This window comes from Marinactinospora rubrisoli, from assembly GCF_042664915.1.
GTDB classification, from domain to species: Bacteria; Actinomycetota; Actinomycetes; order Streptosporangiales; family Streptosporangiaceae; genus Marinitenerispora; species Marinitenerispora rubrisoli.
In genome coordinates this window covers 103,942-130,083 of record NZ_JBHTBH010000011.1, presented here as the reverse complement: position 1 = coordinate 130,083, position 26,142 = coordinate 103,942, and the positions used below count along the sequence as shown (strand labels likewise).

The 26,142-nt window shown below is 72.1% G+C and carries 29 protein-coding genes and 1 riboswitch; of the genes, 14 read left to right on the top strand and 15 right to left on the bottom strand.

Annotated features, from left to right (window positions below):
- Nucleotides 1-15 precede the first annotated feature (15 nt).
- The 8 genes from ACFQRF_RS21615 to metK all read left to right on the top strand — a co-directional run bounded on the left by ACFQRF_RS21615 (nucleotide 16) and on the right by metK (nucleotide 8,267).
- Nucleotides 16-909, top strand: coding sequence for a dihydroorotate dehydrogenase electron transfer subunit (locus tag ACFQRF_RS21615; RefSeq protein WP_379872972.1), 894 nt, complete (start codon nucleotides 16-18; stop codon nucleotides 907-909).
- Nucleotides 910-1,119: 210 nt separating this feature from the next.
- A complete protein-coding gene (locus ACFQRF_RS21610) occupies nucleotides 1,120-2,067 on the top strand; it encodes a dihydroorotate dehydrogenase (protein ID WP_379872971.1) in 948 nt (315 codons plus the stop codon).
- Nucleotides 2,068-2,367: 300 nt separating this feature from the next.
- A complete protein-coding gene (pyrF, locus tag ACFQRF_RS21605; RefSeq protein WP_379872970.1) occupies nucleotides 2,368-3,093 on the top strand; it encodes an orotidine-5'-phosphate decarboxylase in 726 nt (241 codons plus the stop codon).
- Between the two features lie 323 nt (nucleotides 3,094-3,416).
- A complete protein-coding gene (mihF, locus tag ACFQRF_RS21600; protein ID WP_379872969.1) occupies nucleotides 3,417-3,740 on the top strand; it encodes an integration host factor, actinobacterial type in 324 nt (107 codons plus the stop codon).
- 508 nt (nucleotides 3,741-4,248) lie between these two features.
- A complete protein-coding gene (gmk, locus tag ACFQRF_RS21595; protein ID WP_379872968.1) occupies nucleotides 4,249-4,866 on the top strand; it encodes a guanylate kinase in 618 nt (205 codons plus the stop codon).
- Between the two features lie 206 nt (nucleotides 4,867-5,072).
- Nucleotides 5,073-5,339 carry a DNA-directed RNA polymerase subunit omega gene (rpoZ, locus tag ACFQRF_RS21590; protein ID WP_379872967.1) on the top strand — a complete coding sequence of 89 codons (267 nt, stop codon included), beginning with the start codon at nucleotides 5,073-5,075 and terminating at the stop codon, nucleotides 5,337-5,339.
- Between the two features lie 172 nt (nucleotides 5,340-5,511).
- Nucleotides 5,512-6,705, top strand: coding sequence for a bifunctional phosphopantothenoylcysteine decarboxylase/phosphopantothenate--cysteine ligase CoaBC (gene coaBC / locus ACFQRF_RS21585; protein WP_379873055.1), 1,194 nt, complete (start codon nucleotides 5,512-5,514; stop codon nucleotides 6,703-6,705).
- Nucleotides 6,706-7,073: 368 nt separating this feature from the next.
- On the top strand, nucleotides 7,074-8,267 hold the full coding sequence (gene metK, locus ACFQRF_RS21580) for a methionine adenosyltransferase (protein ID WP_379872966.1): 1,194 nt from the start codon (nucleotides 7,074-7,076) through the stop codon (nucleotides 8,265-8,267).
- 109 nt (nucleotides 8,268-8,376) lie between these two features.
- On the opposite strand, the gene ACFQRF_RS21575 is transcribed toward metK, so the two are convergent.
- From ACFQRF_RS21575 to ACFQRF_RS21565, 3 genes are all read right to left on the bottom strand, one after another.
- Nucleotides 8,377-9,603 (bottom strand): DUF418 domain-containing protein, encoded by a 1,227-nt coding sequence (locus tag ACFQRF_RS21575; protein WP_379872965.1) that lies wholly within the window; start codon nucleotides 9,601-9,603, stop codon nucleotides 8,377-8,379.
- A 208-nt stretch (nucleotides 9,604-9,811) separates the two neighbouring features.
- Nucleotides 9,812-10,276, bottom strand: coding sequence for a nitroreductase/quinone reductase family protein (locus ACFQRF_RS21570; RefSeq protein ID WP_379872964.1), 465 nt, complete (start codon nucleotides 10,274-10,276; stop codon nucleotides 9,812-9,814).
- Nucleotides 10,277-10,418: 142 nt separating this feature from the next.
- Nucleotides 10,419-10,514, bottom strand: a complete 96-nt coding sequence (locus ACFQRF_RS21565; RefSeq protein ID WP_379872963.1) for a hypothetical protein — start codon at nucleotides 10,512-10,514, stop codon at nucleotides 10,419-10,421.
- On the opposite strand from ACFQRF_RS21565, the gene ACFQRF_RS21560 reads away from it, so the two are divergent.
- Complete coding sequence (locus ACFQRF_RS21560) at nucleotides 10,473-10,745, top strand: aldehyde dehydrogenase family protein (protein ID WP_379872962.1); 273 nt, start codon at nucleotides 10,473-10,475, stop codon at nucleotides 10,743-10,745. The two genes, ACFQRF_RS21565 and ACFQRF_RS21560, sit on opposite strands and share 42 nt — an antisense overlap.
- Nucleotides 10,746-10,901: 156 nt before the next feature.
- Here the strand turns inward: ACFQRF_RS21560 and ACFQRF_RS21555 are convergent, their stop codons facing one another.
- The gene (locus ACFQRF_RS21555; protein ID WP_379872961.1) at nucleotides 10,902-12,092 is read right to left on the bottom strand and encodes an acyl-CoA dehydrogenase family protein; all 1,191 of its coding nucleotides are present in this window, start codon (nucleotides 12,090-12,092) and stop codon (nucleotides 10,902-10,904) included.
- A 797-nt stretch (nucleotides 12,093-12,889) separates the two neighbouring features.
- Nucleotides 12,890-14,149, bottom strand: coding sequence for a CaiB/BaiF CoA transferase family protein (locus ACFQRF_RS21550; RefSeq protein ID WP_379872960.1), 1,260 nt, complete (start codon nucleotides 14,147-14,149; stop codon nucleotides 12,890-12,892).
- 255 nt (nucleotides 14,150-14,404) lie between these two features.
- Nucleotides 14,405-14,531: riboswitch (SAM riboswitch) on the top strand.
- Nucleotides 14,532-14,592: 61 nt separating this feature from the next.
- On the opposite strand from ACFQRF_RS21550, the gene ACFQRF_RS21545 reads away from it, so the two are divergent.
- From ACFQRF_RS21545 to ACFQRF_RS21530, 4 genes are all read left to right on the top strand, one after another.
- On the top strand, nucleotides 14,593-15,954 hold the full coding sequence (locus tag ACFQRF_RS21545; protein ID WP_379872959.1) for an aminotransferase class V-fold PLP-dependent enzyme: 1,362 nt from the start codon (nucleotides 14,593-14,595) through the stop codon (nucleotides 15,952-15,954).
- Between the two features lie 200 nt (nucleotides 15,955-16,154).
- A complete protein-coding gene (locus tag ACFQRF_RS21540) occupies nucleotides 16,155-16,937 on the top strand; it encodes an SAM-dependent methyltransferase (protein ID WP_379872958.1) in 783 nt (260 codons plus the stop codon).
- A gap of 74 nt (nucleotides 16,938-17,011) precedes the next feature.
- Complete coding sequence (locus ACFQRF_RS21535) at nucleotides 17,012-17,560, top strand: DinB family protein (protein WP_379872957.1); 549 nt, start codon at nucleotides 17,012-17,014, stop codon at nucleotides 17,558-17,560.
- 239 nt (nucleotides 17,561-17,799) lie between these two features.
- Nucleotides 17,800-18,891 carry a hypothetical protein gene (locus tag ACFQRF_RS21530; RefSeq protein WP_379872956.1) on the top strand — a complete coding sequence of 364 codons (1,092 nt, stop codon included), beginning with the start codon at nucleotides 17,800-17,802 and terminating at the stop codon, nucleotides 18,889-18,891.
- On the opposite strand, the gene ACFQRF_RS21525 is transcribed toward ACFQRF_RS21530, so the two are convergent.
- The 9 genes from ACFQRF_RS21525 to ACFQRF_RS21485 form a co-directional block, all read right to left on the bottom strand.
- Nucleotides 18,861-19,448 (bottom strand): hypothetical protein, encoded by a 588-nt coding sequence (locus ACFQRF_RS21525; protein ID WP_379872955.1) that lies wholly within the window; start codon nucleotides 19,446-19,448, stop codon nucleotides 18,861-18,863. The genes ACFQRF_RS21530 and ACFQRF_RS21525 overlap by 31 nt on opposite strands.
- Nucleotides 19,429-19,992 carry a hypothetical protein gene (locus ACFQRF_RS21520; RefSeq protein WP_379872954.1) on the bottom strand — a complete coding sequence of 188 codons (564 nt, stop codon included), beginning with the start codon at nucleotides 19,990-19,992 and terminating at the stop codon, nucleotides 19,429-19,431. Before ACFQRF_RS21520 ends, ACFQRF_RS21525 begins: the two co-directional genes overlap by 20 nt.
- Nucleotides 19,993-19,995: 3 nt before the next feature.
- Entirely contained in the window at nucleotides 19,996-20,904 is a 909-nt protein-coding gene (locus ACFQRF_RS21515; RefSeq protein WP_379872953.1) for a phosphotransferase family protein, read from the bottom strand.
- A 60-nt stretch (nucleotides 20,905-20,964) separates the two neighbouring features.
- Nucleotides 20,965-21,702 carry a hypothetical protein gene (locus ACFQRF_RS21510; RefSeq protein ID WP_379872952.1) on the bottom strand — a complete coding sequence of 246 codons (738 nt, stop codon included), beginning with the start codon at nucleotides 21,700-21,702 and terminating at the stop codon, nucleotides 20,965-20,967.
- Between the two features lie 86 nt (nucleotides 21,703-21,788).
- The gene (locus ACFQRF_RS21505; RefSeq protein ID WP_379872951.1) at nucleotides 21,789-22,631 is read right to left on the bottom strand and encodes a helix-turn-helix domain-containing protein; all 843 of its coding nucleotides are present in this window, start codon (nucleotides 22,629-22,631) and stop codon (nucleotides 21,789-21,791) included.
- Nucleotides 22,628-23,164, bottom strand: coding sequence for a DUF6879 family protein (locus ACFQRF_RS21500; protein WP_379872950.1), 537 nt, complete (start codon nucleotides 23,162-23,164; stop codon nucleotides 22,628-22,630). The genes ACFQRF_RS21505 and ACFQRF_RS21500 overlap by 4 nt, the downstream gene beginning before the upstream one ends.
- A gap of 5 nt (nucleotides 23,165-23,169) precedes the next feature.
- Nucleotides 23,170-23,379, bottom strand: coding sequence for a hypothetical protein (locus ACFQRF_RS21495; RefSeq protein ID WP_379872949.1), 210 nt, complete (start codon nucleotides 23,377-23,379; stop codon nucleotides 23,170-23,172).
- Nucleotides 23,380-23,556: 177 nt separating this feature from the next.
- Nucleotides 23,557-23,742, bottom strand: a complete 186-nt coding sequence (locus tag ACFQRF_RS21490) for a DUF397 domain-containing protein (protein ID WP_379872948.1) — start codon at nucleotides 23,740-23,742, stop codon at nucleotides 23,557-23,559.
- Nucleotides 23,729-24,550: a helix-turn-helix domain-containing protein gene (locus ACFQRF_RS21485; RefSeq protein ID WP_379872947.1), complete on the bottom strand. Its 822-nt coding sequence runs from the start codon at nucleotides 24,548-24,550 to the stop codon at nucleotides 23,729-23,731. Before ACFQRF_RS21485 ends, ACFQRF_RS21490 begins: the two co-directional genes overlap by 14 nt.
- Before the next feature lie 205 nt (nucleotides 24,551-24,755).
- On the opposite strand from ACFQRF_RS21485, the gene ACFQRF_RS21480 reads away from it, so the two are divergent.
- Nucleotides 24,756-25,298 carry an ATP-binding protein gene (locus ACFQRF_RS21480; protein WP_379872946.1) on the top strand — a complete coding sequence of 181 codons (543 nt, stop codon included), beginning with the start codon at nucleotides 24,756-24,758 and terminating at the stop codon, nucleotides 25,296-25,298.
- Nucleotides 25,299-25,303: 5 nt separating this feature from the next.
- On the opposite strand, the gene ACFQRF_RS21475 is transcribed toward ACFQRF_RS21480, so the two are convergent.
- Complete coding sequence (locus ACFQRF_RS21475; RefSeq protein WP_379872945.1) at nucleotides 25,304-26,089, bottom strand: nucleotidyltransferase domain-containing protein; 786 nt, start codon at nucleotides 26,087-26,089, stop codon at nucleotides 25,304-25,306.
- Between the last annotated feature and the right edge of the window lie 53 nt (nucleotides 26,090-26,142).

The following is a 26,142-nucleotide window of genomic DNA, read 5'->3' as shown; positions in this document are numbered from 1 at the left end:
AAGAGGGGCCCACGGGTGACTGATTTCCGACCGGTGCAGATGCGCAGCCCGGTGCTGACCGTGCGGCGGGTGGACGCCTACTACGCCGTCACCGTGGTGGCCCCGGGCATCGCCGAGCGGTTCCGCTCGGGCCAGTTCATCGCGGTGGCGGTCGGCGGGGAGCAGTCCAGCATGCTCTCCCGCCGGGCGTTCGCGATCCACGACGTCAAGCCGGACTACGGCGGCACCGTGGAGTTCCTGTTCGCGGTGCGGGGCAAGGGGACCGCGTGGCTGGCCGAGCGCCGGTCGCGGGACCTGCTGGACATCGTGGGCCCGCTGGGGCGGCCGTTCCCGCTGCCGCGCGACCCGGTGAACTGCGTGCTCGTGGGCGGCGGCTCCGGCAGCGCGCCGCTGTTCCCGCTGGCGCACACGCTGCGCCGCCGCGGCTGCCGGGTGGACTTCGTGCTGGGCGCGGCCTCGGCCGACCGGGTTTTCAGCGCCATCACCGCCCGGCGGGTCGCCGAGACCGCGACGTTCACCACCGACGACGGCTCGTTCGGGGTGCGCGGCCGGGTCACCGACGTGCTGCCGCAGGTGCTGGAGGACGCGCCCTCGGACGTGGTCTACGCGTGCGGCCCGATGCCGATGCTGCGGGAGGTGACCGCGATGGCGGCCCGCTACGACATCCCGATCCAGGTCTCGGTGGAGGAGACCATGGCGTGCGGCACGGGCGTGTGCATGACGTGCGTGGTGCCGGTGGTCGGCGAGGACGGCATCACCCGGATGGCGCGCTCCTGCGTCGACGGGCCGGTGTTCCGGGGCGAGCGGGTGCGCTTCGACGATGTCGGCACGATCCCGTTCGACGCACTCGGGGCGCCGGGGTGGAAGGCGCGCGGGGACGACCCGGTCTCGGCGCGCGAGGCGGGCTGAGGCGTGACGGGGGAGTTCTCGGTTCCCGCCGCGGAGGCCACCCCGGGCGCCGTGTGGTGGAAGGGCTTACCGGACCCGGCCGGGGCGTGGGCGGCGGCCGTGCCGCCCACGGTGCCGCCGTCCGGTGCCGGCGGCACCGGGCCGGGCGCGGGCCGGGGGACCCCTTCGGGGCCAGGGCGGGAACGGACGACGACGAAAGGTGCCTCGGGGATGAGCCCGGACCTGCGGACCCGGCTGGCCGATGTGGAGCTGGCCAACCCGATCCTGACGGCGGCCGGCTGCGCGGGCGCGGGCCGGGAGCTCGCGCAGTTCATCGACATCGCGCGGATCGGCGCGGTCGTCACCAAGTCGGTGATGCTCGACCCGCGGGCCGGCCTGCCGGCGCCGCGCATGGCCGAGACCCCCAGCGGGCTGCTCAGCGCCACCGGCCTGCAGGGGCCCGGGATCGAGGTGTTCCTGCAGCGGGACCTGCCGTGGCTGCTCTCGCGCGGTGGGCGGGCGGTGGTGTCGATCGCCGGCGGCAGCCCGGCCGAGTACGCCGAGCTGGCCCGGCGGCTCTCCGACGCACCCGGTGTGACGATGATCGAGGTGAACCTGTCCAGCCCCAACCTGGCCGACCAGGGGCGGCACTTCACCGACGATCCGGCCGCGGCCGCGCGCGTGGTGCACGCGGTGCGCTCGCACACCCGCTCCGACATCCCGGTGTTCGCCAAGCTGTCGCCCGACGTCCCCGACATCGTCACGCTGGCCGGGGCGTGCGTCCAGGCGCGGGCCGACGGCCTGTCCATGATCAACACGGTGCGCGGCATGTCCATCGACACCGTCACCATGCGCCCTGCGGTGGCCGGGGGCGTGGCCGGCCTCTCAGGGCCGGCCGTCCGCCCCATCGCGGTGGCGTGCGTGTACGAGGTGCACGCGGCGCTGCCCGATGTGCCCATCATCGGCATGGGCGGCGTCCGCACCGGCACCGACGCGCTGGAGTTCCTGATGGCCGGAGCGTCGGCGGTGGCCGTGGGGACGATCATCTTCCACGATCCGTCGGCCTGCGTGCGGATCCTCCGCGAGTTGGAGGAGGAGCTGGCGGAACGGGGGGTCCGCCGGGCCGCCGACCTGGTGGGGGCCGCGCACCGGCCGATGGGGGCGCTGCCGGCGCGCTGAATTCGGCCGGTCCGTGACGACGGTTTCACCGAACGCACTGAGAGGCCCGCTGCCGGGTCGAACGGCCTGGTAGTACCGCCGGTGGCTCCCAGTGGCCACCGGCGCGGCTGCAGCCGTCTGGGGGCCGCCCAGGCGGTTCCGTGCCGCCTGGGGGGAAGTCCGCGGCCCGCGGGCCGTGCCCGCCAGGCATGAACCCGTGCAGCCGGGGAACCGCACGGAACGGTGCCCTGGTTGCCACGCACGCCCGTCCGCACAACGGATGTGTGATCCCGCTCACCTGTGATCCGAAGGAGAACGATCGTGGCCGCGCCCATCGCCGTCGCCATCGACGCACCCGACATCGAGACCGCCGCCCGCTGGGCGTCGTCGGTCGCACCGCACGTCAGCACGGTCAAGGTCGGGCTGGAGCTCTACCTGCGGTACGGCCCGGACGTGATCACCACGATCCGGGGCGGCAACCGCGTCTCGCTGTTCCTCGACCTGAAGCTGCACGACATCCCGGCGACGGTGTCCGGGGCGGCGCGCGCCGTCGCCCGGCTGCGGCCGTCCCTGCTGACCGTGCACGCGGCCGGCGGCGCGGCCATGATCCGGGCCGCGGTGGACGCCGCCCCCGACACCCGCATCGCCGCGGTGACCGTGCTGACGTCGCTGGACGACGCCGCGCTGGAGCGGATCGGGGTGCGCGGCCCCGCACCGGACGCGGTGCGTCGGCTGGCCGTGCTCGCCGTGGAGGCCGGGGCGCGGGCGCTCGTCTGCTCGCCGCACGAGGTGGCGTCGCTGCGCGCCGAGGTGGGCCCCGACATCACGATGATCACACCCGGGGTGCGCCCGGCCGGCGCCGACCGCGGCGACCAGGCGCGGGTGGCGACCCCCGAGGAGGCGCTCGCCGCGGGGGCCGATCTGCTCGTGATCGGCCGGCCCATCACCCAAGCCGCGGACCCCGGCGCGGCCGCCGCCTCGATCGCCGCCGCGCTGCGCCGGGCGGGCGCCGGATCGGGCGCCGAGACGGGCGCGCCGTTGGCCTGAGGGGGCGGCCGATGGCGCTGAGTCGCCGGTTTCGGACACCGAATTCTGCGCGAAAATCGACTGTCCGAAACGCGGACCGCGGGGGCGGGCATGGTGAACGTCACGCGGCTCGGAGTACTGCGCGTCCGCCATTCCGGTGCCCGGCAGGTCGGGCCTAAAGTCCCGAATTTGCTCCCGCTCCGCAATCAGGCGCCTACTGGGCGTAGTTAGTTGGACCAAATAGCGGTTGAAAGGCCACTTTGCGTTGCCGAAGAGGCCCGGAACCTACTAACTTGCGCAGGCGTCCGCCCTCCGAAATCGAGAGAAAACCGAGGTGACCCGGCGTGGCCCTTCCTCCCCTCACACCCGAACAGCGCGCCGCGGCTCTGGAGAAAGCCGCGAAGGCCAGAAAAGAGCGCGCGGAAGTCAAGAACCGTCTCAAGCACGGTGGCGTTTCGCTGTCCGAGGTTCTCGCCGGCGGCCAGACCGACGACGTCATCGGCAAGATGAAGGTCTCCGCCCTCCTGGAGTCGCTCCCCGGCGTCGGCAAGGTCCGCGCCAAGCAGATCATGGAGCGGCTCAACATCGCCGAGTCCCGGCGGGTCCGGGGTCTCGGCGCCAACCAGCGCGCGGCGCTGGAGCGCGAGTTCGGTGGTGAAGCCAAGTAGCGGTGTGACCGCGTGGCGGGGCGGCCGGTAGTCCGGACGGCCCGCCACGTGACACCGGTCGTCCCACGGCGGCCGGTCCCATCACGGACGCCGCGTGCCGCGGCGCGAACGGCATCCGGAGCGGTGAAGACGACCGCGACCGGGCCGAGCGCGCCGCGGCACGGTGGTATAAAAGACCCACTCGGCCTGGGCGGACGGTGCCCGTCCAGAGTCGCCGGACGTTGCTCCCGGTCGTCGTCGACCGGCCGCCCACGGCGGGCCGGTGAACCGGAAGGACGTCGCACCGGCGGTACAGGCGCAGCCGGTGCCGCGCCCACAATGCGGCAATTCGGACTTCCCGCCCGGCGTGGGACCGATCTCCGTAGACTGGGCAGAGATCGCAGAGATCTTGACGATCACCACCGCCGCGAGCCGCCCGGAGCGAACGGCCTCCGGAACGCGGCGGGCGCGTCGGCCGGATCCCCGCCGGCGCCCGCGGCACACCAGCAGCGTCGAGCCGCTCGCGCGGATGACTGAGGGTCTGAATCCATTGTTCAACGAGTCCGGCATATCCGACGGCGCGGCAGGCGCGTCGAAACGCCTCACGGTGCTGTCCGGGCCTTCGGGCGTGGGCAAGAGCACGGTCGTCAGGGAGATCCGCCGCCGGCACCCGGAGGTGTGGCTGTCGGTCTCGGTCACGACCCGGCGCCCGCGTCCCGGCGAGACCGACGGGGTCGAGTACCACTTCGTCGATGACGCCCGGTTCGACCGGCTCGTCGAGGCCGACGATCTCCTGGAGTGGGCCGAGTTCGCCGGCAACCGCTACGGCACGCCGCGCGGGCCGGTGGAGAGCCACCTGCGCGCCGGGCAGCCGGTGCTGCTGGAGATCGACCTGCAGGGCGCCCGCCAGGTGCGCGGCACCATGCCCGACGCGCTGCTCGTCTTCCTCGCGCCGCCCTCCTGGGAGGAGCTGGTGCGCCGGCTCACCGGCCGGGGGACGGAGGCGCCCGAGGTGGTGCGGCGCCGCCTCGACGCGGCCCGGGTCGAACTCGCCGCCGAGAAGGAGTTCGACATGACGCTGGTCAACACGTCGGTGCGCGAGGTGTGCGACGACCTGCTAGCGTTGATGGTTGCGCCATCGGTGTGATATCGGCGCGCCCGGCGGACCCGTCCACGGCCGTAAGGGCGCATCTCCCCGGCTGACCGGCTAACTTGGAAGTCGGCCGGCAGGACGGCCGGCCGGTGGCCGGCCCGCCGGCACCGTCGGCCGTGGCGACCAGGTCGCCGACCGAAATCCGAACCATCCCACGGTCCTGCCAGCCGGGACCGGTGAACCGTCTAGGGGTACGCAACGTGGCAGGCACGCAGCCCGTCGCCGAAGGCATCACCAACCCGCCGATCGACGACCTCCTGGAGGTCGTCGACAGCAAGTACAGCCTGGTCACCATGGCGGCCAAGCGTGCCCGGCAGATCAACGCCTACTACGCCCAGCTGGGCGAGGGCCTGCTGGAGTACGTCGGACCGCTCGTGGAGACCCAGGTGCAGGAGAAGGCGCTGTCCATCGCCCTGCGCGAGGTCAAGGAGCGCCTGCTGACCGCGGAGCCCTACGAGGGCTCCTGACCGAGCCTCCGGGCCGGCCGACGCCCGCGGTGGATGAACGGAGGGCGAAACCTCCGTGACGATCGCGCGAGAGCCGTGGCCGGTCCGGTCCGCCGGTTCCGGCGGCGGGGGCAGCTCCGATCCGCCGGAGCCGCTTCGTTAGAGTCCCAGCGTGAGTACAGAGCACCCCACGATCGTCCTCGGAGTGGGCGCCGGTATCGCCGCCTACAAGGTCTGCGAGCTGCTGCGCCGCTTCACCGAGTCCGGCCACCGTGTCCGCGTCGTGCCGACCGAGGACGCCCTGCGGTTCGTGGGCGAGCCCACCTGGGCGGCGCTGTCCGGCCAGCCCGTGGCCACGGGCGTCTGGGCGGCGGCGCACGACGTGCCGCACGTCCGCATCGGGCGGGAGGCCGACCTCGTCTTCGTCGCCCCCGCAACGGCCGACCTGCTGGCCCGCGCGGCGCACGGAATCGCCGACGACCTGCTCACCAACACGCTGCTCACCGCCCGATGTCCGGTGATCTTCGCCCCGGCGATGCACACCGAGATGTGGGACCACCCCGCCACCCAGGCCAACGTCGCCACCCTGCGGGCGCGCGGCGCGATCGTGCTGGATCCCGCGGTGGGCCGGCTCACCGGCGCCGACACCGGACGCGGCCGGCTGCCCGAACCGGACGAACTGTTCGCCGTCGGCCGCAGGGTGCTGCGGCGCGGCGGCCCGGCGAGCGACCTCGCCGGACGGCACGTCGTCGTCTCGGCCGGCGGCACCCGCGAACCCATCGACCCGGTCCGTTTCCTCGGCAACCGCTCCTCCGGCCGGCAGGGGTACGCCCTGGCGGCCACGGCGGTCGCGCGCGGCGCCAGCGTCACCCTCGTCGCGGCCAACGTGGATCTGCCCGACCCCGCCGGCGCCGACGTGCGCCGGGTCGGCTCGGCGCGGGAACTGCGCGCGGCCATGCTGGCCGAGACTACACGGGCCGACGCCGTGGTCATGGCGGCGGCCGTGGCCGACTTCCGGCCCGAGACGGTCGCCACCGCCAAGATCAAGAAGTCCGGGGGCGCCCCGCAGCCCATCGCGCTGGCGGAGAACCCCGACGTCCTGGCCGAACTGACCCGCGAGCGGGACCGGACCGCATCCGGGCAGATCATCGTCGGTTTCGCCGCCGAGACCGACCACGTGCTGGAGCACGGCCGCGCCAAGCTGGCCCGAAAGGGCTGCGACCTGCTCGTGGTCAACCAGGTCGGCGAGGGGCGGGCGTTCGGCACCGCCGACAATCAGGCCGTCGTGCTCGGCGCCGACGGCTCGGCAACGGACATCCCGCACGGGCCGAAGGAGGACCTCGCCGACCGCGTGTGGGACCTGGTCCGCGAACGGCTCGTCCGCTGACACCCCGGTAGGGTGGCCTCTGCGACGATGGCATCGAGCAACACGCTACGGAGATTCGAGCGGGAATCGCGGCCCGGCGGCTTATGCTCCGGGGGTTGGCGAATTCCGCTCCCAACGTCACACTGTGGTTCGGACCGTCGAGACGGGCCGGCCCACCCAACCGAATCATGCCCGGGGAACGCTGCGGCGGGGACCCACCCGGTGCCGTCGCGCGGCGCATCCGGCCTCGTCCCCACTACAGTGGGCCCCATCCGACCGCGTTGGTTGGGATTCGACGGGGCCGCCACCCCACCCGTCGGGCACCAATACGCGCCAACAGCCGACCACTGACACTGTCAGCCAGCAGCCGCTGCAAGGAGTCACTCAACGTGTCCCGTCGCCTTTTCACCTCCGAGTCGGTCACCGAAGGCCACCCTGACAAGATGGCCGACCAGATCAGTGACGCGATCCTCGACTCGATGCTCAAGGACGACCCGCGCAGCCGGGTCGCCGTCGAGACCTTGATCACCACTGGCCAGGTGCACGTCGCCGGAGAGGTCACCACCGAGACCTACGTCGACATCCCGAGCATCATCCGCGAGAAGATCCTGGAGATCGGCTACGACTCTTCAGCGAAGGGCTTCGACGGGGCCTCCTGCGGCGTCTCCGTCTCGATCGGCGCGCAGTCGCCCGACATCGCGCAGGGCGTCGACACCGCCTACGAGGCTCGGCAGCAGCAGGGCATCGACGACCTCGACCGGCAGGGGGCCGGCGACCAGGGGCTGATGTTCGGCTACGCCAACCGCGAGACCCCCGAGCTGATGCCGCTGCCGATCAAGCTGGCGCACGCCCTCGCCCAGCGCCTTTCGGCGGTCCGCCGCGACGGCACCATCCCCTACCTGCGGCCCGACGGCAAGACCCAGGTCACGGTCGAGTACGACGGCAACACCCCGGTCCGCCTGGACACCGTGGTGGTCTCCAGCCAGCACGCCCCCGACATCGACCTCGGCGAGCTCCTCACGCCGGACATCAAGGAGCACGTCATCGCCCCGGTCGTGGCGAACTACGGCCTGGACTCCGACGACTACCGGCTGCTGGTCAACCCCACCGGGCGGTTCGAGATCGGCGGGCCCATGGGCGACGCCGGCCTCACCGGCCGCAAGATCATCGTGGACACCTACGGCGGGTACGCGCGGCACGGCGGCGGCGCCTTCTCCGGCAAGGACCCCTCCAAGGTGGACCGGTCGGCCGCCTACGCCACGCGCTGGGTCGCCAAGAACATCGTCGCGGCCGGCCTCGCCGAGCGTGCCGAGGTGCAGGTGGCCTACGCCATCGGCAAGGCGCACCCGGTGGGCGTCTTCATCGAGACGTTCGGCACCGAGAGCGTGGCGCCGGAGGTGATCGAGAAGGCGGTCCAGGAGGTCTTCGACCTGCGCCCGGCCGCCATCATCCGCGACCTCGACCTGCTGCGGCCCATCTATTCCCTGACCTCCGCCTACGGCCACTTCGGCCGCGAGCTGCCGGAGTTCACCTGGGAGCAGACCACCCGCGCCGAGGCGCTGCGCTCGGCCGTGGGGGCCTGAGACACCCGGCGTACGGCCCTCCGGGGCCGGAACGAGAACCACGGCCCCGGTGTCCGTCCGGACACCGGGGCCGCGTCGTGCCGGAGCGGGGCGTCCGCCCGCGACGGCGTCAGCGCCGGGCGCCTTCCGGCAGGCGCGTCAGCGTCCACTTCTGCAGGGCCTCCAGGGGGCCGGCCGGGAAGCGGCGCAGCCACAGCGGCGCGGCCACCAGCAGCAGCAGGCTGACCGCCGCCCACAGCCCGAACACCCACCACGGCCCCGTCCCGGCGAACCGGGCGGCGAGACCGAGGCCGAAGCCGTAGCACACGAGCACGCAGATCACGTTCTGCAGCACGTACCCCGAGAGCGCGGTGCGGCCGAGCGCGGAGAAGGCCGTGGTGACCGGACCGCGGCGGACCCGGTCGGCCACGAACCCGACCAGCCCGATGTAGCCGAGCGCCAGGACCGGCGCCGCGACGTAGCGGTCCAGGAGGAAGAAGTTCTCCCCGCCGAGCGTGGTGGCGAGGTTCAGCGGCAGCCCGGCGCCCAGGCCCCAGCCCAGCAGCCGGCCCCGGATGCGCCGCCCGGTGGCGTCGTCGCCGAACGCCCCGGCCCGGAACAGCCGCACGCCGAGCAGGAAGAGGAACAGCAGCAGCGCCGAGGAGAGGACCGGCTCGATGCGGAACGCGACGGCGTTCGACAGCCGCAGTCCCACCAGGTCGAGGTAGCCGCCCTCGGCGTACAACCGGGCGGCCTCGGCGGCGTCGTCACCGCCGCGCGAGATGGACCCGGCGGGGGACAGCGTGAGGCCCAGTGTCAGCAGCGCCATGAGCGCGACGTTCAGGGCGGCGGCCGTCCACATGACGGCGTGCTGGGCCCGCTGTGAGCGGGTGAGCAGCCAGGCGACCACCAGCGCGGTGACGGCGTACCCCATGAGCACGTCCCAGGCGAAGACCAGGACGAAGTGCACCGTTCCCTCGGCCAGCAGGAAGAGGGCGCGCCAGCGGTACGGTCCCGGCCAGCGACCGCCGCGCCGGGCGGCGGACCGGAACTGGATGGCCAGCCCGACGCCGAACAGCAGGGTGAGCAGCGCCAGGAACTTGCCGTTGGCCAGGAACCGGAACACCCCCTCGGCGATGGTGCCCGGGCCGGGGTCGGCGAGCATCGATGCCGCCGGGCTGATCGAGGCGCCGACGAGCAGCGACGCCTCGCCCCCCGCGGCGGTGAAGATCCAGATGTTGGTCCCGAGGGTGCCGACGATCGCCACCCCCCGAAGGATGTCCAGAAGCGCCGACCGTTGGTGCGGCGCCGCCGCGGCGTCCGCCCGGGGTGCGGGCGTGGCGGCGGTCGTGTCCATCGTGGGTCCCTCCCGAGGAAGACGGAGCGCGCGGCGGTCGCCACGCTCCGCCCCATGCTGGCCGAGGCGGATGCCCGGCCGCTTCCTCTTCGGGAGGGAGAGGACCTGCAGACTTCGATGTACGCGCGGGGGCCGGCGCGAACGGGGCCGCGGCCGCGCGAGCGCACGTCCGCCGCCCCGCGCCGCACCGGCGGTCAGCGGGGCGGGATCACAACCGGACGGTGGTGCTCCGCACGATCTCGAACACCGGGTGGGCGTCGGCGATCGCCGCGAACGCCTCCACGGGGGCGTCCGGCTCCACCTCGAAGTGGGCGCCCACGATGGCCGCCCGGGGATGGCTGAGGTACTCCCGCAGCACCGGCGCCGCGCGCTGCGGAGCGACCTCGGTGACGCTCACCAGTTCGATCCAGCCGCCGCGGCGCAGCGTCGCGAAGCCGTCCTTGCGGATGTTGCGCACCCAGCCCACCGGGCCGTAGGGGGCGACGAGGAACCGCCCCTGGTCGTTGTCCACCAGGCTCACCGGGGTGGTGCGCAGGAACCCCGACTTGCTGCCCCGCGTCGTGAGCAGGTGCAGCTCGGGCGGACCGAGCCCGAATTTGAGGAATCCGCCGATGACGGCGTTGGCGGTGCGACGCAGTTGCGTCATTTCGAACCGCTTGGTCTGCTTGGCCATGCCTTCTCCCTATCACGCGTCCGCCTCCATTCTGGGGGCGTGCACGGGGTCGGTGGCGCAGGGACGGAGGTTCAGCTGGCCTCCGCGCCGTCGGGGACCGGGACGAGCCGTGCCGCGTCGTAGCAGGAGCCCGCGCTGTAGATCATCGGCGGCTTGTCGGTGTGCCGACCCCGACCACGCGGCCGATGAAGACCGTGTGGGCGCTGGCCCGCAGCCGTTCACCGACCTCGGCCACCATGAACGCGGCGGCGCCCTCGATGACTGGGGCGCCGCCGGCGTCCGGCGGGTCGCCGGGGTGTGGACCCGCGACCTCGCCCGCGCGCACCGCATGGCCGACCGTCGGGAGGCCGGCACGGTGTGGGTCAACACCTACCGCTCGATGTACCCAATGTCGCCGCGCGAGGGATTCGGCCGCAGCGGGCTCGGCGTCGAGCACGGCACGGAGGTGATCCGGGAGTACCGCGGGTGAAGAGCGTCTGGATCAACACCAGCGACGAGCCGATGGCCGACCCGTTCCTGCTGCGCAGCTGAGAAGCGCGCACCACCGGGCCGGGGACGAACGCCCTGGCCCGGGCGGACGCACGCGTCCACCCGGGCCCGGACGGTCGGTCAGCCGGTCACGCGGTCAGCGGAACGCGGACAGCCCCGTGACCGCCTGCCCGATGCTGAGGGCGTGCACCTCCTCGGTCCCCTCGTAGGTGGCGACCGTCTCCAGGTTGAGCAGGTGGCGAAGCACCGGGTACTCCAGCGTGATGCCGTTGGCCCCGTGGATCGAGCGCGCGGCGGCCGCCACCCGCTGGGCGGCGGCGACGTTGGCGAACTTGCCGAAGCTCACCTGCGTGTGGTGGCACTGCCCGGCGTCCTTGAGCCGCCCGAGCCGCGCGGCCGTGAGGCCGGCCTGGTTCACGTCGACGACCATGTCGGCCAGCTTGCGCTGGGTGAGCTGGAACCCGGCGATCGGCCGGCCGAACTGCACCCTGGTGCCCGCGTAGTCCAGCGCGGCCAGGTAGCAGGTCCGGGCGGCGCCGACGACGCCCCACACGATGCCGAACCGCGCCTCGTTCAGGCAGGACAGCGGTGCGCCCAGCCCGGTCGCGCCGGGCAGCAGTGCGGTGCCGGGGAGGCGGACGCCGTCCAGCACGAGCTCGGAGGTGATGGAGGCGCGCAGCGAGAGCTTGCGGTGGACGGTGTTCGCGGTGAATCCCGGGGCATCGGTCGGCACCAGAAAGCCCCGGATGCCGTCATCGGTGGCCGCCCATACCACGGCGACGTCGGCGACCGAGCCGTTGGTGATCCACATCTTGGTGCCGTCGAGGATCCAGTCGGAGCCGTCCCGCCGCGCGCGGGTGCGCATCGAGCCGGGGTCGCTGCCGGAGTCCGGCTCCGTCAGCCCGAAGCATCCGATGACCTCGCCGGCCGCCATGCGCGGCAGCCAGGACGTTTTCTGCTCCTCGGATCCGTACTTGTGGATCGCGGCCATGGCCAGCGACCCCTGCACCGACACGAAGCTGCGCAGCCCGGAGTCCACCGCCTCCAGTTCGCGGCAGGCGACCCCGTAGGCGGTGGCGCTGGCGCCCGCGCAGCCGTAGCCGGACAGGTGCATGCCGAACAGGCCCAGCTCACCGAACGCCTTGGCGAGCGCGCGCGGATCGGGGATGGTGCCGGCGTCGAACCAGTCGGCGACGCCGGGCAGCAGCTCGCGGGCCGCGAAGTCGCGGACCGTGTCGCGGATCGCGGTCTCCTCGGCCGTGAGCGCGGCGTCGACCGCGAGGAAGTCGTCGGGAGCGGGAACCGCCGGTCCGCGCTGGTCGGTCATCGGGACTCCATACGTCGTTGGGTGAGGTCCGGTCTGGTCTGCGGGCGGCTCCGCCGGGCGAGGTCGGATGGAGCCGGTGCTACCCCTTCCGTTCCCGGAGGAGAGCCGCGTGGAACCGGGGTTCCGCGATGCGGTGCGGGCGCGCAGCCCCGGCGGCTCCGCACCGGAGGGGAGCAGCGCCTTGGCGTCGTCGACGTGAACGCTCCGCTGGAACGGATACGCCGCCGGCACCGCGCTCCTCGGCCCGCACCTCACGCGAACAGGTTCGCACGCCCCCTGCGGTCCGCCAAGGCGCCCTCGGTACCGCCTTCATCGCCACCACCGGCCGCCCCGGCACGCTCGCACGGACCGAACCCGGCCGGCGGTCACTCGTCCCGCTCGTCCGCCCGGCCACCTGGACGTGGAGCGCGCCGTGGAGTGGGGGAACGGGACGGGCAGGAACTTCATCGACGTCCACGAGTCCTTGGCCATCCGCACCCTTAACGACGCGGCCGGTGCGGCCCGTGCGGCCTTCGCGCCGCCATCGCCCCCGCCAGGCCGCAGGCGGTCGGACTCGCCTGGAGGGACCGTTCGGTCGCTGCCGCCCAACCCTCCCGGCTGGACCGTCTCGGCCATCACCTCGGCCACCGCGACGGCGTCCACGCGCCGCGTGATCGACCTCATCGGGACGGGTGGCGGTCGGTGGTGGCCGTGCCGGTGTTCGTGGTTCCGGCCGGTGTGCTTCCCCCCGTTCGCCTGCCATTGGCCGGGTTCCGGACCGTTGGAAGGGTGCGGGCGTGGTGTGCGGTGCGGGATGTTCACCGGGTCTCGTGCTGGTGGACGGCACCGCGTTCGACCATGGCGGCGATCTCCTGCTCGGACAGGCCCAGTTCGGCGAGGATCGCGGTCGAGTGCTGGCCGAGCAGCGGTGGTGGCAGCGGGCCGGGGGAGCCGTGCGGTGGTGCGGCTTCGCCGGTGCCGCCGTGCGGCTCGGCGGCCGGCCGGAATCCGGCGCGCACGAGGTCGAGCGGCCCGGCCGTGGGGTGGGGGAGGGACAGGGTGACGTCGTCGCCCGCCTCATCGGCGGCGCGGACGGCGTCGAGGACGCCGCGCACCCGGCCGGCGGGGACGCCGGCCCGCCGCAGGCGGTCCAGCCACTCGGCGGCGCCGCGTTCGCGCAGCGTCGCGGAGAGCGCGCCGATCAGTTCGGCGCGGTGCGCCACCCGGCCGGGGTTGGCGGCGAAGCGCGGGTCGGCGGCGAGGTCGGGGCGGTCCAGGGCCGCGCACAGCCGCTGGTACAGCGCGTCGTTGCCGGCGGCGATGACGATGTCGGCGTCGGCGGTGCCGAACGCCTGGTAGGGGACGATGGAGGCGTGCGTGTTGCCGTACCGCCGCGGCTCCTCGCCGGTGACGAGGGCCGACTGCGCGACGTTGACCAGGCCGGACAGCGCGGAGCCGATCAGGGAGACGGTCACGTGCTCGCCGCGGCCGGTCGCGCGGGCGCGGACCAGCGCTCCCAGCACGGCCACGGCCGCGTTGAGGCCGGTGAGCACGTCGGTGATGGCCACCCCCACCTTCACGGGCGGCCCCGCCGGCTCGCCGGTGACCGCCATGAGGCCGCTCTCCGCCTGCACGATGAGGTCGAAGCCGGGACGGTCCGGCGGACGGTGGTCCGGCCCGAACCCGCTGATGGAGCAGTACACCACCGCGGGGTTGCGCTCCCGCACCGCGGCATGGTCCAGGCCGAGGCGGTCCACCACGCCGGGGCGGAAGTTCTGCACCACGATGTCGGAACGCGCGCACAGTTCCCGCACGGCGGCCAGGCCGTCGGGGTCCTTCAGGTCCACGGCCAGGCTGCGCTTGCCACGGTTCACCGCCAGATAGTAGGCGGACTCGCCGCCGGCCCACGGGGGTCCCCAGGACCGGGTGTCGTCGCCGTGCCGCGGGCTCTCCACCTTGACGACCTCGGCGCCGAGGTCGGCGAGCAGCATCGTGGCGTAGGGGCCGGCGAGAACACGCGACAGGTCGGCGACGCGCACGCCCGCGAGCGGCGCCCCGGCCGCACTGATGGGGTTCACCGCGCCGCGCCGGTGGGCGTGGGGAGCGGTCCGCCGGGGAGGCCGGATCGGCGCCGGAAGCGGTCGTGGCCGTCCAGGGCGGGTCTCCTCCCACGGGTGCGCGGGTCCTCCTCCGCGCGGCTGCCACGGAGGTGCCTCCGGCGGCGCCGGGCATCGCCAGTATCACCGGGGGGCGCGGGGTGTTGTCAATCACTCCGTGTCCCCCGCGCCCCCGGCTTGCCGCGAACCGGACACCGTGCGCTATAGTCACCGGCAGGTCATGAGCGCCAGCGTCAAGCCCCGGCTTGCTGGCCGGCAACCCTCCTTCCGCGGTGGGGTGCCCCGGGTGAGGACCAGGTCGAGACACGACCGAGTACGTAACCGTGTCAGGCAAGCGCGGACCCCTCCCGTGCCAGCACCGCCGCGTGCACCCCGGGGTCCCCGGACCCATGGAGGTGCCCTGAATGACCGCTGTCGCCGAGAACCCGATCGCCGAGTCGTCCCGGTCCACGGACGCGGCCGTCCCCGCTGCTGACGGCGACGCCGTCGGCATCCTGGGGGCCGACGTCCGCGTCCCGCTCGTCACCGGAGAGCGGGTCGACTACGCCAACTTCGACTACGCCGCCAGCGCGCCGTGCCTCACCGCCGTGCACCGGGCGCTGGAGGCGGCGCTGCCCTACTACGCGAGCGTGCACCGCGGCGCCGGCTTCCATTCCCAGGTCAGCACCGACGCCTACGAGCGGGCCCGCCGCTCGGTGGCCGGGTTCGTCGGGGCGCGGCAGGGCGACGCGGTGGTGTTCGTCCGCAGCACCACCGACGCTCTCAACCTGCTGGCCCGCTCGGTGCCGGACGGCTGCACCGTCGTCGTCTTCGCCTCGGAGCACCACGCGAGCCTGCTGCCCTGGCAGCACCGGGGCAGCCGCGCCGGCCGGGTGGTCCGGCTGCCGCTGCCGGACAGCCCACGGGCCGCGGTCGAGGCGGCCCGCGCGGCGCTCGGCTCCGCCCCGGAGGGGCCACGGCTGCTGTGCGTCACGGCGGCGTCCAACGTCACGGGCGAGATCTGGCCGGTCGAGGAGCTGACCGGGGTGGCGCACGCCGCCGGGGCGCGCATCGTGGTCGACGCCGCGCAGCTCGTTCCGCACCGGGCCTTCAGCCTGGCCGCGACCGGCGCCGACTACGTCGCGTTCTCCGGGCACAAGCTGTACGCCCCGTTCGGCTCGGGCGTCCTCGCCGGGCGGACCGACTGGCTGCGCGCCGCGACCCCCTACCTCGCGGGCGGCGGCGCCACCGCCAACGTCACCGAGGACGACGTGCGGTGGAACGACCTGCCGGCCCGGCATGAGGCGGGCAGCCCCAACGTGCTGGGCGCCGTCGCGCTCGCCGCGGCCTGTGACGCGCTCAGCGCCGCCGATCAGGAGCGGCTGCACGAGCGGGAGCAGGCGCTGCTCGACCGGCTGCGCGCCGGACTGGCCCGGATCCCGGGCGTGCACGACCTCGGCCTCTGGGACCGCGACCACCCGCGCGTCGGCATCGTGTCGTTCGTGGTGGACGGCCTCGCCGCCGACCTGGTCGCGGCGGCACTGTCGGCGGAGTACGGGATCGGCGTGCGGGACGGCCTCTTCTGCGCGCACCTGCTCACCCGCGGACTCCTGCCGGCCGGGCACACCCAGGCGGTGCGCGCCAGCCTCGGCCTGGGCACCACCGAGGAGCACGTCGACCGGCTGGTCGGCGCCGTCGCGGAGCTGGCGGCGCGCGGGCCGAGGTGGCACTACGACCTGGTGGACGACCGGATCGCCCCGGTTCCGGACCCGCGCCCGCGTCCCTGAGGACCGGCGGAAAACCGCCGTCCCCGCGAAATCCGCATTACCCGCCGTTGAATTGCACCGGGGGGATAAATGACGGTGGAGGCGGTACCATCGGGCGCTAATGAAAGGGCCACGGGACGTCGCGGGATTCCGAGGGCACCGACGCGGAGCTCTCACCCGTTCACCGAGCCCTGATCAGGCGACGGTCGGGGAGCGTGATCGTGACTGACGATCAGCGGGCACGGCACTTCGAGCACGATCTCCCCGCGCTTGAGGTTCCGCCCCCGCGCGTCATCAGGGTCGCGGACTTCCTGCGGCGATCCGGCCGTGAGAGCCCGCCCGTGGCGGAAGCGGCCCCCGGGAACGCGCGGCTGGAACAGCTGAAACGCGGATTCCTCCGGCGGGCCGTGAGTCATTTCGCGGCGGATCTGCGGATCGCGCAATTCGTGGACGTGGGGTCGCGGCTTCCGGCCGCGGACGGAATCCACCACGTCGCCCGCCATCACCTTTCCGGCGCCCGCGCCGTGTACGTCGCCACCGAATCCACGGTGTCCCTGCACGGCCGGGCGTCGTCGTCCGCGGACGCGGTGCCGGTGGTGCGGGCGTTCGGGGAGAATCCGGAGGCGGTCGTCGCGGTGCTGGCCGCGCGCGGGCTGGTCGACTTCGCCGATCCGGTCGCCGTGCTCATGGTGGAGCCCGACGCCGTGCGGTCGGCGGGGGTGGATCCCGGGGCGCTGGTGCGCGCCTTCCACGCCGCGTCCTGCCCGGGCAGCCGCATCGCCATCGCCCAGCGGTCGCTGCCCGAGGAACGGGCCGCGAACGGGGCGACGGCGCCGGCCGACGTCCCGGCCGGGCGGCGGGCCCGCGAGCGCGCCGCGGCGCTCTTCGAGCCGTTCACGCTGGTGGAGCCCGGGCTGGCCGACATGGCGTGGTGGCCGTATCCGGACGAGGAGGTGACCGCCGTCGGCGTCGGCGTCCTGGCCGGAGTCGGCCGGCGGGGCTGAGAGCCCGTTGCGAGGGCGCTCCGCCCGCCCGGCGATGGATAATCGACGCCGGTGCCGGGCAGAGGGGACATGTGGTGAACTGGACCGCCGAGATTCTCGGGCAGCTGGAGTTCTACTGGGAGACCTCGCTGCGCCCGCGGCTCATCGGGCTGGGCGACGACGAGTTCTTCTGGGAGCCGGTGGAGGGCTGCTGGTCGGTGCGCCGGCTCAGTGACGGCACTTTCGCCCCGGACCGCGAGTGGCCGGAGCCCGTGCCGCCCCCCGTCACCACGGTCGGCTGGCGGCTCGGCCACATCGTGGTCGAGGTGCTGGAGATGCGGGTGGACCACCACTTCGGCGGCCGGACGATGATGCGGGAGAACGCCGCCTGGCCCGGCAGCGCCGACGAGGCGCTGCGGCGGCTGGAGCGGGCCTACACGGCCTGGTGCGCCGGAGTCCGCGCCCTCGACCCCGAGGACTGGGACGCGCCGGTCGGCGCCGCCGAGCCGCCCGAGTGGTCGGAGTTGCCGTTCGTCACGCTGGCGCTGCACATCAACCGCGAGGTCATCCACCACAGCGCGGAGATCGCGCTCATGCGGGACCTCTACCGCAGTCGTCCCGGCCGGGGGGCCGACGCGCTCTGACCATCCCCACACTCGGACGACCAGCCGGTTCGGTGTCAACGCCGCCGTTCAGGCGGTCTGCGCCGCTAATTATTCAGTGATACGTCGGAAAAACCCGTGGTTTCCGGCAAACCTGCGCGTGCGGTGGCACGTCCTACCAACAGATTTTCGTGATCTCCGAGCGAACGGAGTATGACCGTATGACGAATTCTGGTGGGCGCAGGCGTACCGCTGCCGTCCGAGGCCGCCAGGCCGTCCGCGTGACGGCGGCCACGGCCGTCGCGCTGGCGACGACGGCCGCCCTCACGGGCTCGGCGCACGCGGACCCGGCGCCCGCGGGCCCGGAAACGGCGGAGAACACCACCGGGCGCCTGACACTGGGATCGCCGGAACTCGGCGGGACGTTCGACACGGTCGCCGCCGCCGACGCCGGCAACGTCTGGGCCTTCGGCATCGCCGACGACGAGGGGCCGACCTGGATCCACCGCCGCGACGGCGCCGAGTGGGTGCGCGAGGAGCTCCCGGCGGACTGGACCGTCCGCCCGACCGTGGCGGACGCCTCCGCTCCGGACAACGTCTGGGCGGCCGGTCAGTCCGCCGACGGCGCGAGCACCCTCCACTACGACGGCACCTCGTGGCGCGCCGTGGAACTCGACCCGGCACTGGTCCCCACCGACATCGAGGCGGTGGCGAAGGACGCGGTGTGGCTCCTCTCCGAGCCGGTCGACGGCTGGGCCCGCGCCGCCTACTTCGACGGCGAGATCTGGCGCGACTACCCCGCTCCGGAGGCGGCGCACCAGGCGGTGTCCGGCGTCGCCTCCGACGCGGTGTTCGCGGTCGGCTACGACGGCGACCAGCCCACCGCCGAGCGCTGGGACGGCACCGCGTGGCAGCCGATGGACGTCCCCGACGTCGAACTGCCGGGCGGTGAGCCCTCCGCCGCCTTCGACGACGTCTACGCCCGCGCGGCCGACGACGTGTGGGCCGTCGGCTCCATCCACTACGTCGACGACGACGAGCGGAACCGCTACCTCCCGCTGCTCGCCCACTGGGACGGCACGGAGTGGACGGTGCAGACCGGCGACGAGGAGGGCGAGTACACCGGCGTGACCGACGACGGCGCCGGCGGCCTGTGGCTCAAGGACGGCAGCTGGGACGGCGACCTGGTGCACCGGGCCGCCGACGGCGAGCTGACCCGCTACACCCCCACCCAGGAGGGGTACGAGCTCAACATCCCGAAGCCGACGGCCATCCCCGGCACCACCAGCGTGCTCGCGGCCGGCCAGGCCTACCCCGAGGGCGACCCGGACGTTCCGGTCGGTTATGGAGTGGTGTTCGAGTACGAGCTGTGATCCTGGGGGACGTCCCCTGAACCGGCGGCCGGGCTGATGCCTGGCCGCCGGTTGCGTGACGGGGGCTTGGGCGCGACGGGACTTCGGCCGGGTTCCGCCGCCGGGTGGTCCACCGGCCGTGCGGACGCCATTCCGAGCACGTGTTCGATCCTGCCGAGGTGAGCCGAGGGGAAGAACAGGTGGACGTCGTTCGACGTCTCGACGCCGACCCCGAACGCGTCCAATACCACCGGGCGGAAGGCCAGCCAGGAGTCCGCAGTGGCCCATCGTCGCAGAGCCGCTCGTAGCCCACGGTCGGTGCCGACCATGGTGAGGAGTCGCTGGGCGTCTTGGGCGGGGAGTTTCAGCCAGACGCGGCCCCGGTGGAACTCGATCCATCGCGGGTCGCCCGAAGGCAGGCCCGGATGCGCCTGGAGGGATTCGCCGTAGTCTTGGCAACTGGCCCGCGTGCGGATGTCGAGGTTCCACAGCAGGCGGATGAGCGGGACCAGCCGGAGGTCAATGTGCACGGTCCGCCCGTCCGGAGCGGTGAGGCGGTCACCCGGGTGCCGTGGCATGGCCCTCCTCGGCCTCCTGTTCGTGGATCAGGCCGACCGCCCACAGCCGGACGGCCTGGAGATGACCGCGCCGGAGTCCGATGTGGGGGTCGGGCTGAACGAGGAGAGTCGGCGTCCCGGCACGGGTCCGCTGCGCCGCCCACGCGTGGTCGGCGTCAGTGAAGTCGTCATCGATCCACGCCAACGGCCGGTCAGCCGCCCAGGTGCGGACAGAGTCCCGTTTCCACAGGTAGCCGTTGGGGTGCGGAGTGCAGATGCCGGGGCGCCCCAGGTCGATGTAGGGCTGGGGGTCCAGGCCGGCGTGGCGGCCGACGCACCGGTCGGCGTCGGCCATCCAACTGCTCGCCCACACCGGTCGGACGAGGCCCATCGCGGCGGTCGCGGTGATCCACGCCCCGTGGCGGGGGTCGAGCCAGACGAGGATGTTGCGATGGCCCTCGGGGGAAACGCGGTGCGGACGGTAGCCGGGAGGCACCGATCCCTGAGGGCCGGGGAAGGGGTTGAGGACCCCGTCGATGTCGATGAGCAGGGCGGGGGGCTCCATGGTTCACACCTTCAGCAGATGGACCGCGTCCTGGACGTGGCGGCGCACGACGCGGACATAGACGTGGTCGGTGGCGTGGTCGACGATCCAGACGGCGGCCTGGGCGAGGAACCATTCCACGACCCAGACGCGGTGCCAGCCGAGCGCCCAGTTCTCGGCCGGCAGCCCGCCGCGCATGGCGAGCGCCTGGTCCGGCCCGCCGGCCGCGACGTAGGCGTCGATGAGGGCGCGGGTGCGCGCGGGGTCGGGGGCGTCGATGGTGCCGTGCCAGGACGCCAGATCGATCAGCCCCGGGCCTGCGAACGCGCGCGCCAGGTCGTAGAGGCGGCGGCGATCACCGCGGACGTGCAGGCTCTCCGGGTGGAATTCCGAGTGCACCCACCCGAACGGCGGCGTGCGAACACCGCGGGCCCGGGGGAAGGACGCCTCGTCCAGTGCTGCAAGGGCCGCAGCGATGTCGCCGGCCTCGTTCCACCGACCGGCCGCACGGAGCCGGTTCAGGTGCCCGAGCGCCCGCGCGGGGAGGGTGGCCAGCCACTCCGCTGAGCCGATGGGAAGGTGGTCGGGTGCCGTGGCCGCGTGCAGCGGGACGATCGCCGCGACGCCGTCGGCGTCGGTCGCTTCCCGTTCAGGGGTGCCCAGGTCCTCCAGGACCATCCCCAGCGCGGTGGGCGTACGCACCGACGCGATCACCTCGGGGACGTCGATTCCGGCCGTGCGCAGATGGGACAGGGACCGGGCCTCCTCCAGGAACGGCTGGACGGCGCACTTGAAGATGACGGTTCCGCTGGGAGTGCCCAGGCGTTCGACGTGGGACAGCGCCCAGTCGTGCAGGACGTCACGGTCCCGGGCCGTCAGCCCCGCGCGGCGCAGGACGGTATCGCGGAGCTGGTCGATGTCGGCGGTGTGCATGGGGCCTCTCGTGGGCGAAGAGAGGCTCCCCGCCGCGCGGGGAGCCTCGTTGGGCGGGTGTCAGTTCACCGCGAACGACTGGACCCGGGACATCCACTCGTCGCGGAATCCGGCGAGTTCGTCGCGGATGCGGTCCATTGGGGTGCCGTAGGGGGCGACGACGCCGCCCCGGCTGTCGGGGACGGACTGACAAGCGTGCACCAGCCTCCCGCCGAGGGCGGCGTGGGCCTTGATGCTCTCGATGCGGCGGTTCTCGTTGAACCATCCGCCGTGGAAGACCTCGTCCAGCATGTCGGCGGTCTCCCGGTCGAGGTCGTAGACCACTTTGGCGGCGTCGACGAAGAACCACGCAGGGCCGACGTTGCTGATGCTCCCGTCGGGCTCGACCTTGTTGAGCGCTGTGAGGGTGGAGACCTCGGCGAGCATCCGCAGGTGGTCCGCGGTCACCGCTTCCAGGCCGAGCGAGGGCAGGTGCTCCTCGCGGAACAGGAAGCCGTAGACCTGCCAGGCGATCCGCAGCACCTCGGCCGGGTCGGTGGTCGTTCGGCCGTGCTCGGCGATGTAGTTCAGCGCGATCTGCTCGATGGACTCGGTGGGCGTCTCATTGATGGGCAGCAGTGCAGCGGCGACCTTCTCCCAGTCGATGACCGTCCACGTGGTGGACTCGACGCGGAAGTAGTACGAGGCCGGATCGATGGTGAGCGTCCTGCCGGTGACGGTGATACCGGGGATGCGGTTCCACCGTGCGTCGAAGGTGTGCGGCAGGTCCACGGTGATCGGAGCGATCGTGATTGCCATGCCCGGACCGTATGACGGAGTGACCCGGCGCCTCCTGGCGATTGCGCCGGATTGCGGCGCTGCTGGCCGGCGTTGCGCGAAGTCGCTTACGGCCGGGTGAACTGATCCCGTGCGCGGGTGATGAGGCGGTGCGCCTTGTGCTCGTAGACGGCGGAGGCGGCCATGAGGTTCCAGATCTTGCGGTAGAGGGTCACGTCGTCGGTCGAGTCGAGCCAAAGTTCAGCGTTCCACGTTTCCGCGACGACGAGACGTTCGTCCATGATCCAAAAGCCATGCATCGGCGAAAATGTGGTGCGAACGCCGAACGGGATTACGCCGAGCGTGACGGTATCCAGTCCGATGACACCACACAGGCGGTCGAGCTGGGCGGCCATCGCCTCAGGGGCGCAGCGCACCACGTGCAGTGCACCCTCCCAGAGGAGGGCATGAAAGTGGCGGCCAGGTCGATACAGCACTTCCTGTCGCTGCATTCGGGCGCGCACGCCGGCTTCAATGTCGCGTGGCGAACCGATGCGGTCGGACACGTCGGTGAGGACACCGCGGGCGTATTCGGGAGTCTGGAAGATGCCGGGGATGATGCCGGATTCGAAGAGGTGAACGATCTTGGCCTGCGATTCCTGGAGGGCGTGACCCTCCTGGACAGCTCGGTGGCCGGCGGCCAGTTGGCGTTTCCAACTGCGATACGAGGTTTCCAGGCCCCGTAGGCGTGCCTTGAGTTCGTGAAGGTCGTCGATTGCGCCGAGGGCCGCAACCCAGGCTTCCAGGTCGGCAACCGTAGCGGTCTGCCTGCCATTCTCCAGACGTGAAACTTTGGACGGCTGCCAGCCGAGACGTGCGGCAAGTTGCTTGCCGGTCAGATCGGCCTCGGTGCGCAGCTCACGCAGCCGCGCACCGAGGGCCGCACGCCCCTGTTGGAAGTCAGTGCTCACGCTGTTGACGGTAGCTGTCTAAGGACGTCGTCCCGGCGGATGGCGTGGTGCCATGCCGCGTCTCGGATCTGGCAGAACTCGACGATGCGCGCCGGGTCCTCGACCAGTTCGGAGCCGAGAAGCTCGTCATCCTGGTCGAAGTGCAGGACCAGCGCGCGACGGGAGTCGAACAGCCAGAAGTCGACGGCGGGGAGGCCGAGTTTTTCGGCGTCGGCCCGCCACAGGTTCCGGATGTCCTCGCCCGATGCGATGTTGGACGCGGCTGAGGTGAGAAGGTAACGCTGGCCCTCAGTGGGAGGGGAGTCAAGGATGCGCACCCGAGCGAACCACTTGCCCTGGCGCACTTGCTCCCGCACGTTCACACGCCATGGCCGGTGGCGATCGTCCGGGAGTGGCTGTCCGGCGAGGAAGCGCTGGTACTTCTCGCTGGCCCGGTCACTGGCGTAGCCGCGCCGGGACTCCAGTCGCCACGCCGTGTACTGGAAGTCCCGGAAGTAGTCGCCGAACGTGGCCTCGTCGATGTATGTCACCACGTTAATCAGTCCTTCAACGGAAAGCGGGTGAGTAGTTCGCGGGGAACGACGACGAACGACTCGCCGTCCAGCACGTGCCGGAACTGCCGGAGGTCGTTCGGGTCGGTGACGGTATAGCCCTGCACGATCACTTCGCCAGTGTCCACGTCCTCGTACAACGTGGGGCAATTGCCGTACTCAGATGTCGAACCGATCACGCGAATCCTGCGCGCCATGGGTCCCTTTCCTTTCAGCGATGTCGGGGACCAGGATGCTCCGGATGCCGCACGTCCACCGCTCGATTGCGCGGAATTGCGCGAGGAGGTCATGCGACTCCGCTCCCCCCGAGACGGCCTGCAATGAACCGGCGGCCGGGCTGATGCCTGGCCGCTGGTTGCGTTCTTGGGGCGGGGTTACATCGTGTGGGTCTTGAGTTCGTGGAGGAACGTCGCCCATGCGTTGGGGGAGAAGGTGAGGTGGCCGAGGTGGCGGTGTTGGGTGTCGCGGACGAGGACGGCAGGTCCTTCCGCTACCTCCACACAGCTGCCTTCTACAGCGCTGTAACTGCTCTTGTGCCACGTGGACTCATGCTCGAACATCAAGGTTGTCCCTGACCTTCCGGACCAATTCGCTGCTTGCGCGGGGTGAGAGCGCTTCGGACTGGAGGACACCGAAGATCGTCGCGCACTGTTGGATCTTCATTGTGTCGTCCAAAGTCATCTCGCCTCCCATGTACTCGGCTGAGGCGACCTGAGGAGTATCCACGAAGGTGTAGATGCGAAATGGCCCTGACGCTCCCGGGTGGCACTCTGCGTCTGGAGCCATGACCTGGAACCGGATGGCTTCTCGCTCGATCAGTCCCAGGACGTGCGTGAGCTGCTCCTTGAGCACCTTCTGTCCGCCGATGGCGCGTTGGATTACGGACGCCTCCACCACCATTGACACCAGAGGTGGGGCCTCCTTCTCCAGGATGTGCTGCCGCTGCAGCCGGGACCTTACCCTGCGTTCCCGGTCCGTTGGAGTGATCCAGGGAGCACCTTCACGGTACACCGCCCGCGCATAGTCCTCGATCTGGATCAGCCCCGGAATCAGTTGCGGCTGGTACTCCCGCAGTTCGGTAACCCGGTGTTCCAGCTGCTCGACCTCTTCGTACCACACCGGTAGCGGGTCCGGCGCGTGTGCCTTCGCCCACGCCCGTGCGATAACACCAGACGTGTTGAGCGCTCGGTCGAGCTTCTCTGCCTGCTTCCCGGTCATCCCCCGAGTCCCGCATTCCCAGGCGGAGATATGCGAGGGCACCATCTGCATTTCCTTGGCGACCTGTGCCTGCGTCATCCCGGACCTGATTCGGAGTGTCCGGATTTCCCGACCGAGACGACGCCAGGCCGGTTTGATTTTGCGATCCATTAGCCCGCCTTCACAACCGGTTCACGACCGACTACACCAGTGCAGCACGGTGGCGCCTCTGTCGAGCACCGGTTCTGACCTTTTGTAGCCGAACGGTGATCCGCCTGGTCCGAGGTGTGCGGTGTCGTTCATGGTGGTGCCCATGGAACTCACTGCCGGTCTGCGAGTTTCCATTGGTTATGGGATGAATTGAAGGGGCGCGCCAATGAGTGCAACCGTCATAGTCGCGGATAATTCCGACGAACAACGCGAGGGCAATTACGTCACCCCGCTTCCCCGCCGAGCCACGACATCGGCCGACCGCGCCGCCGTCGCCTTGGACGGCTCCGCCAGCCCCGGTACCGGCTACGCCATCACCATCCCCGGGGACCCGGCCCAGGCGGCCGTGCTCCGGCGGCATGTCCGGTTCGTCGCCGCGTTGCCCCGCGACGAGAGCGAGGTGCTGGAACAGCTCGCCAGTGAACTCTTCAACAACGCGGTCACCCACACCCGCTCCCGCCTGCCCGGCGGCGGTGTGACGGTCACCGTCGCCAAGCTGACCGACCCCGCCCGGACCCAGGTCAAGGTGATCGATGACGGCACGGACGACGACTCCGCCGTCCCACGCGTCCAGCCCGCCGACCCCGATCGGGTCGGCGGGCTGGGGCTGTTCCTGGTCGATCACTACGCCGACCGCTGGGGGACGCTCCGCGGCCCCGACGGGCGGACCACCGTGTGGTTCGAGGTCGACCGGTGTCCGTCCGCGTGACGGCGCTACGCCGCTGCTGCCGCCCACTCCTGCCACGTGCGCTCGTGGGCCGTCACCAGCCAGGCGTTCGCCCAGGTGGAGTCGGCCCGCTCGGGCAGGTCCGGGCTCTCGCTCAACTCCGTCAGCCGTGCCTCAAGGTCCGCCGCCGCCTCCAGCGCCTCCTCCCTGGTGTGCCGGCCCTGGCGCAGGTCGCGCAGCCAGGTGCGCCACGGCTCGGGGACCGGCACCGGCATGTGGCCGGTCTCCAGCAGGCCGACGCCCTGCACGCCCAGCCGGACCATGTGGTAGGCGTACTTGGTGTCGAAACCGTAGGCGGCCACCAGCTCGGGGCGGTTGACGTGCCGGGTGTTCTCGCCGGTGAGGCCGCCGCGTTGCGACCGCAGGTAGCCGCGGAACCGCCGGGCCGCGTCGCGGGAGACGAAACGGTGGCCCTCGGCGCGCAGTTCGCGGCCCAGGTCGGTGCAGTGCGTGATCTCCGCCTCGGGCACGTACAGCGGCAGCAGCACCGTGGGGTTTCCGGCCAGGGCCAGGCGCATCCACTTGCGCAGGGCGTACACCACGAGGTCCAGGTCACCCGGCCCCGAGCGCCGTCCCTCGCCGGCGGTGCGGAAGATGTACTGCTCGAAGCGGCGCAGCCCCGCCACGTACTCCGGCGGCTCGACGCAGATCCCCATCTCGTCGCGGTCGTCCTGCCCGCTGATGGCGGTGCCGTGCACGCCGGAGCCGACCTGGCAGCGCAGGATCGTGCCGCGCTCCGCCAGCCGGGCGAACTCGTCGGTGGAATGCCGCATCCGTCACCTCCCCGTCACGCGAGACCGGAGACGGAACGCCGCCCCCGGAGATG

Coding starts and splice junctions, on each gene's coding strand:
- ACFQRF_RS21510 (WP_379872952.1), bottom strand. CDS start 21,702: ATGGCAATCACGATCGCTCCGATCACCGTGGACCTGCCGCACACCTTC.
- ACFQRF_RS21525 (WP_379872955.1), bottom strand. CDS start 19,448: ATGCCACGGCACCCGGGTGACCGCCTCACCGCTCCGGACGGGCGGACC.
- ACFQRF_RS21495 (WP_379872949.1), bottom strand. CDS start 23,379: ATGGCGCGCAGGATTCGCGTGATCGGTTCGACATCTGAGTACGGCAAT.
- ACFQRF_RS21545 (WP_379872959.1), top strand. CDS start 14,593: ATGACCGCTGTCGCCGAGAACCCGATCGCCGAGTCGTCCCGGTCCACG.
- ACFQRF_RS21570 (WP_379872964.1), bottom strand. CDS start 10,276: ATGGCCAAGCAGACCAAGCGGTTCGAAATGACGCAACTGCGTCGCACC.
- ACFQRF_RS21485 (WP_379872947.1), bottom strand. CDS start 24,550: ATGGATCGCAAAATCAAACCGGCCTGGCGTCGTCTCGGTCGGGAAATC.
- ACFQRF_RS21475 (WP_379872945.1), bottom strand. CDS start 26,089: ATGCGGCATTCCACCGACGAGTTCGCCCGGCTGGCGGAGCGCGGCACG.
- ACFQRF_RS21515 (WP_379872953.1), bottom strand. CDS start 20,904: ATGCACACCGCCGACATCGACCAGCTCCGCGATACCGTCCTGCGCCGC.
- ACFQRF_RS21555 (WP_379872961.1), bottom strand. CDS start 12,092: ATGACCGACCAGCGCGGACCGGCGGTTCCCGCTCCCGACGACTTCCTC.
- ACFQRF_RS21565 (WP_379872963.1), bottom strand. CDS start 10,514: ATGGTGGCCGAGGTCGGTGAACGGCTGCGGGCCAGCGCCCACACGGTC.
- gmk (WP_379872968.1), top strand. CDS start 4,249: ATGACTGAGGGTCTGAATCCATTGTTCAACGAGTCCGGCATATCCGAC.
- ACFQRF_RS21480 (WP_379872946.1), top strand. CDS start 24,756: ATGAGTGCAACCGTCATAGTCGCGGATAATTCCGACGAACAACGCGAG.
- ACFQRF_RS21575 (WP_379872965.1), bottom strand. CDS start 9,603: ATGGACACGACCGCCGCCACGCCCGCACCCCGGGCGGACGCCGCGGCG.
- ACFQRF_RS21610 (WP_379872971.1), top strand. CDS start 1,120: ATGAGCCCGGACCTGCGGACCCGGCTGGCCGATGTGGAGCTGGCCAAC.
- ACFQRF_RS21490 (WP_379872948.1), bottom strand. CDS start 23,742: ATGTTCGAGCATGAGTCCACGTGGCACAAGAGCAGTTACAGCGCTGTA.
- ACFQRF_RS21520 (WP_379872954.1), bottom strand. CDS start 19,992: ATGGAGCCCCCCGCCCTGCTCATCGACATCGACGGGGTCCTCAACCCC.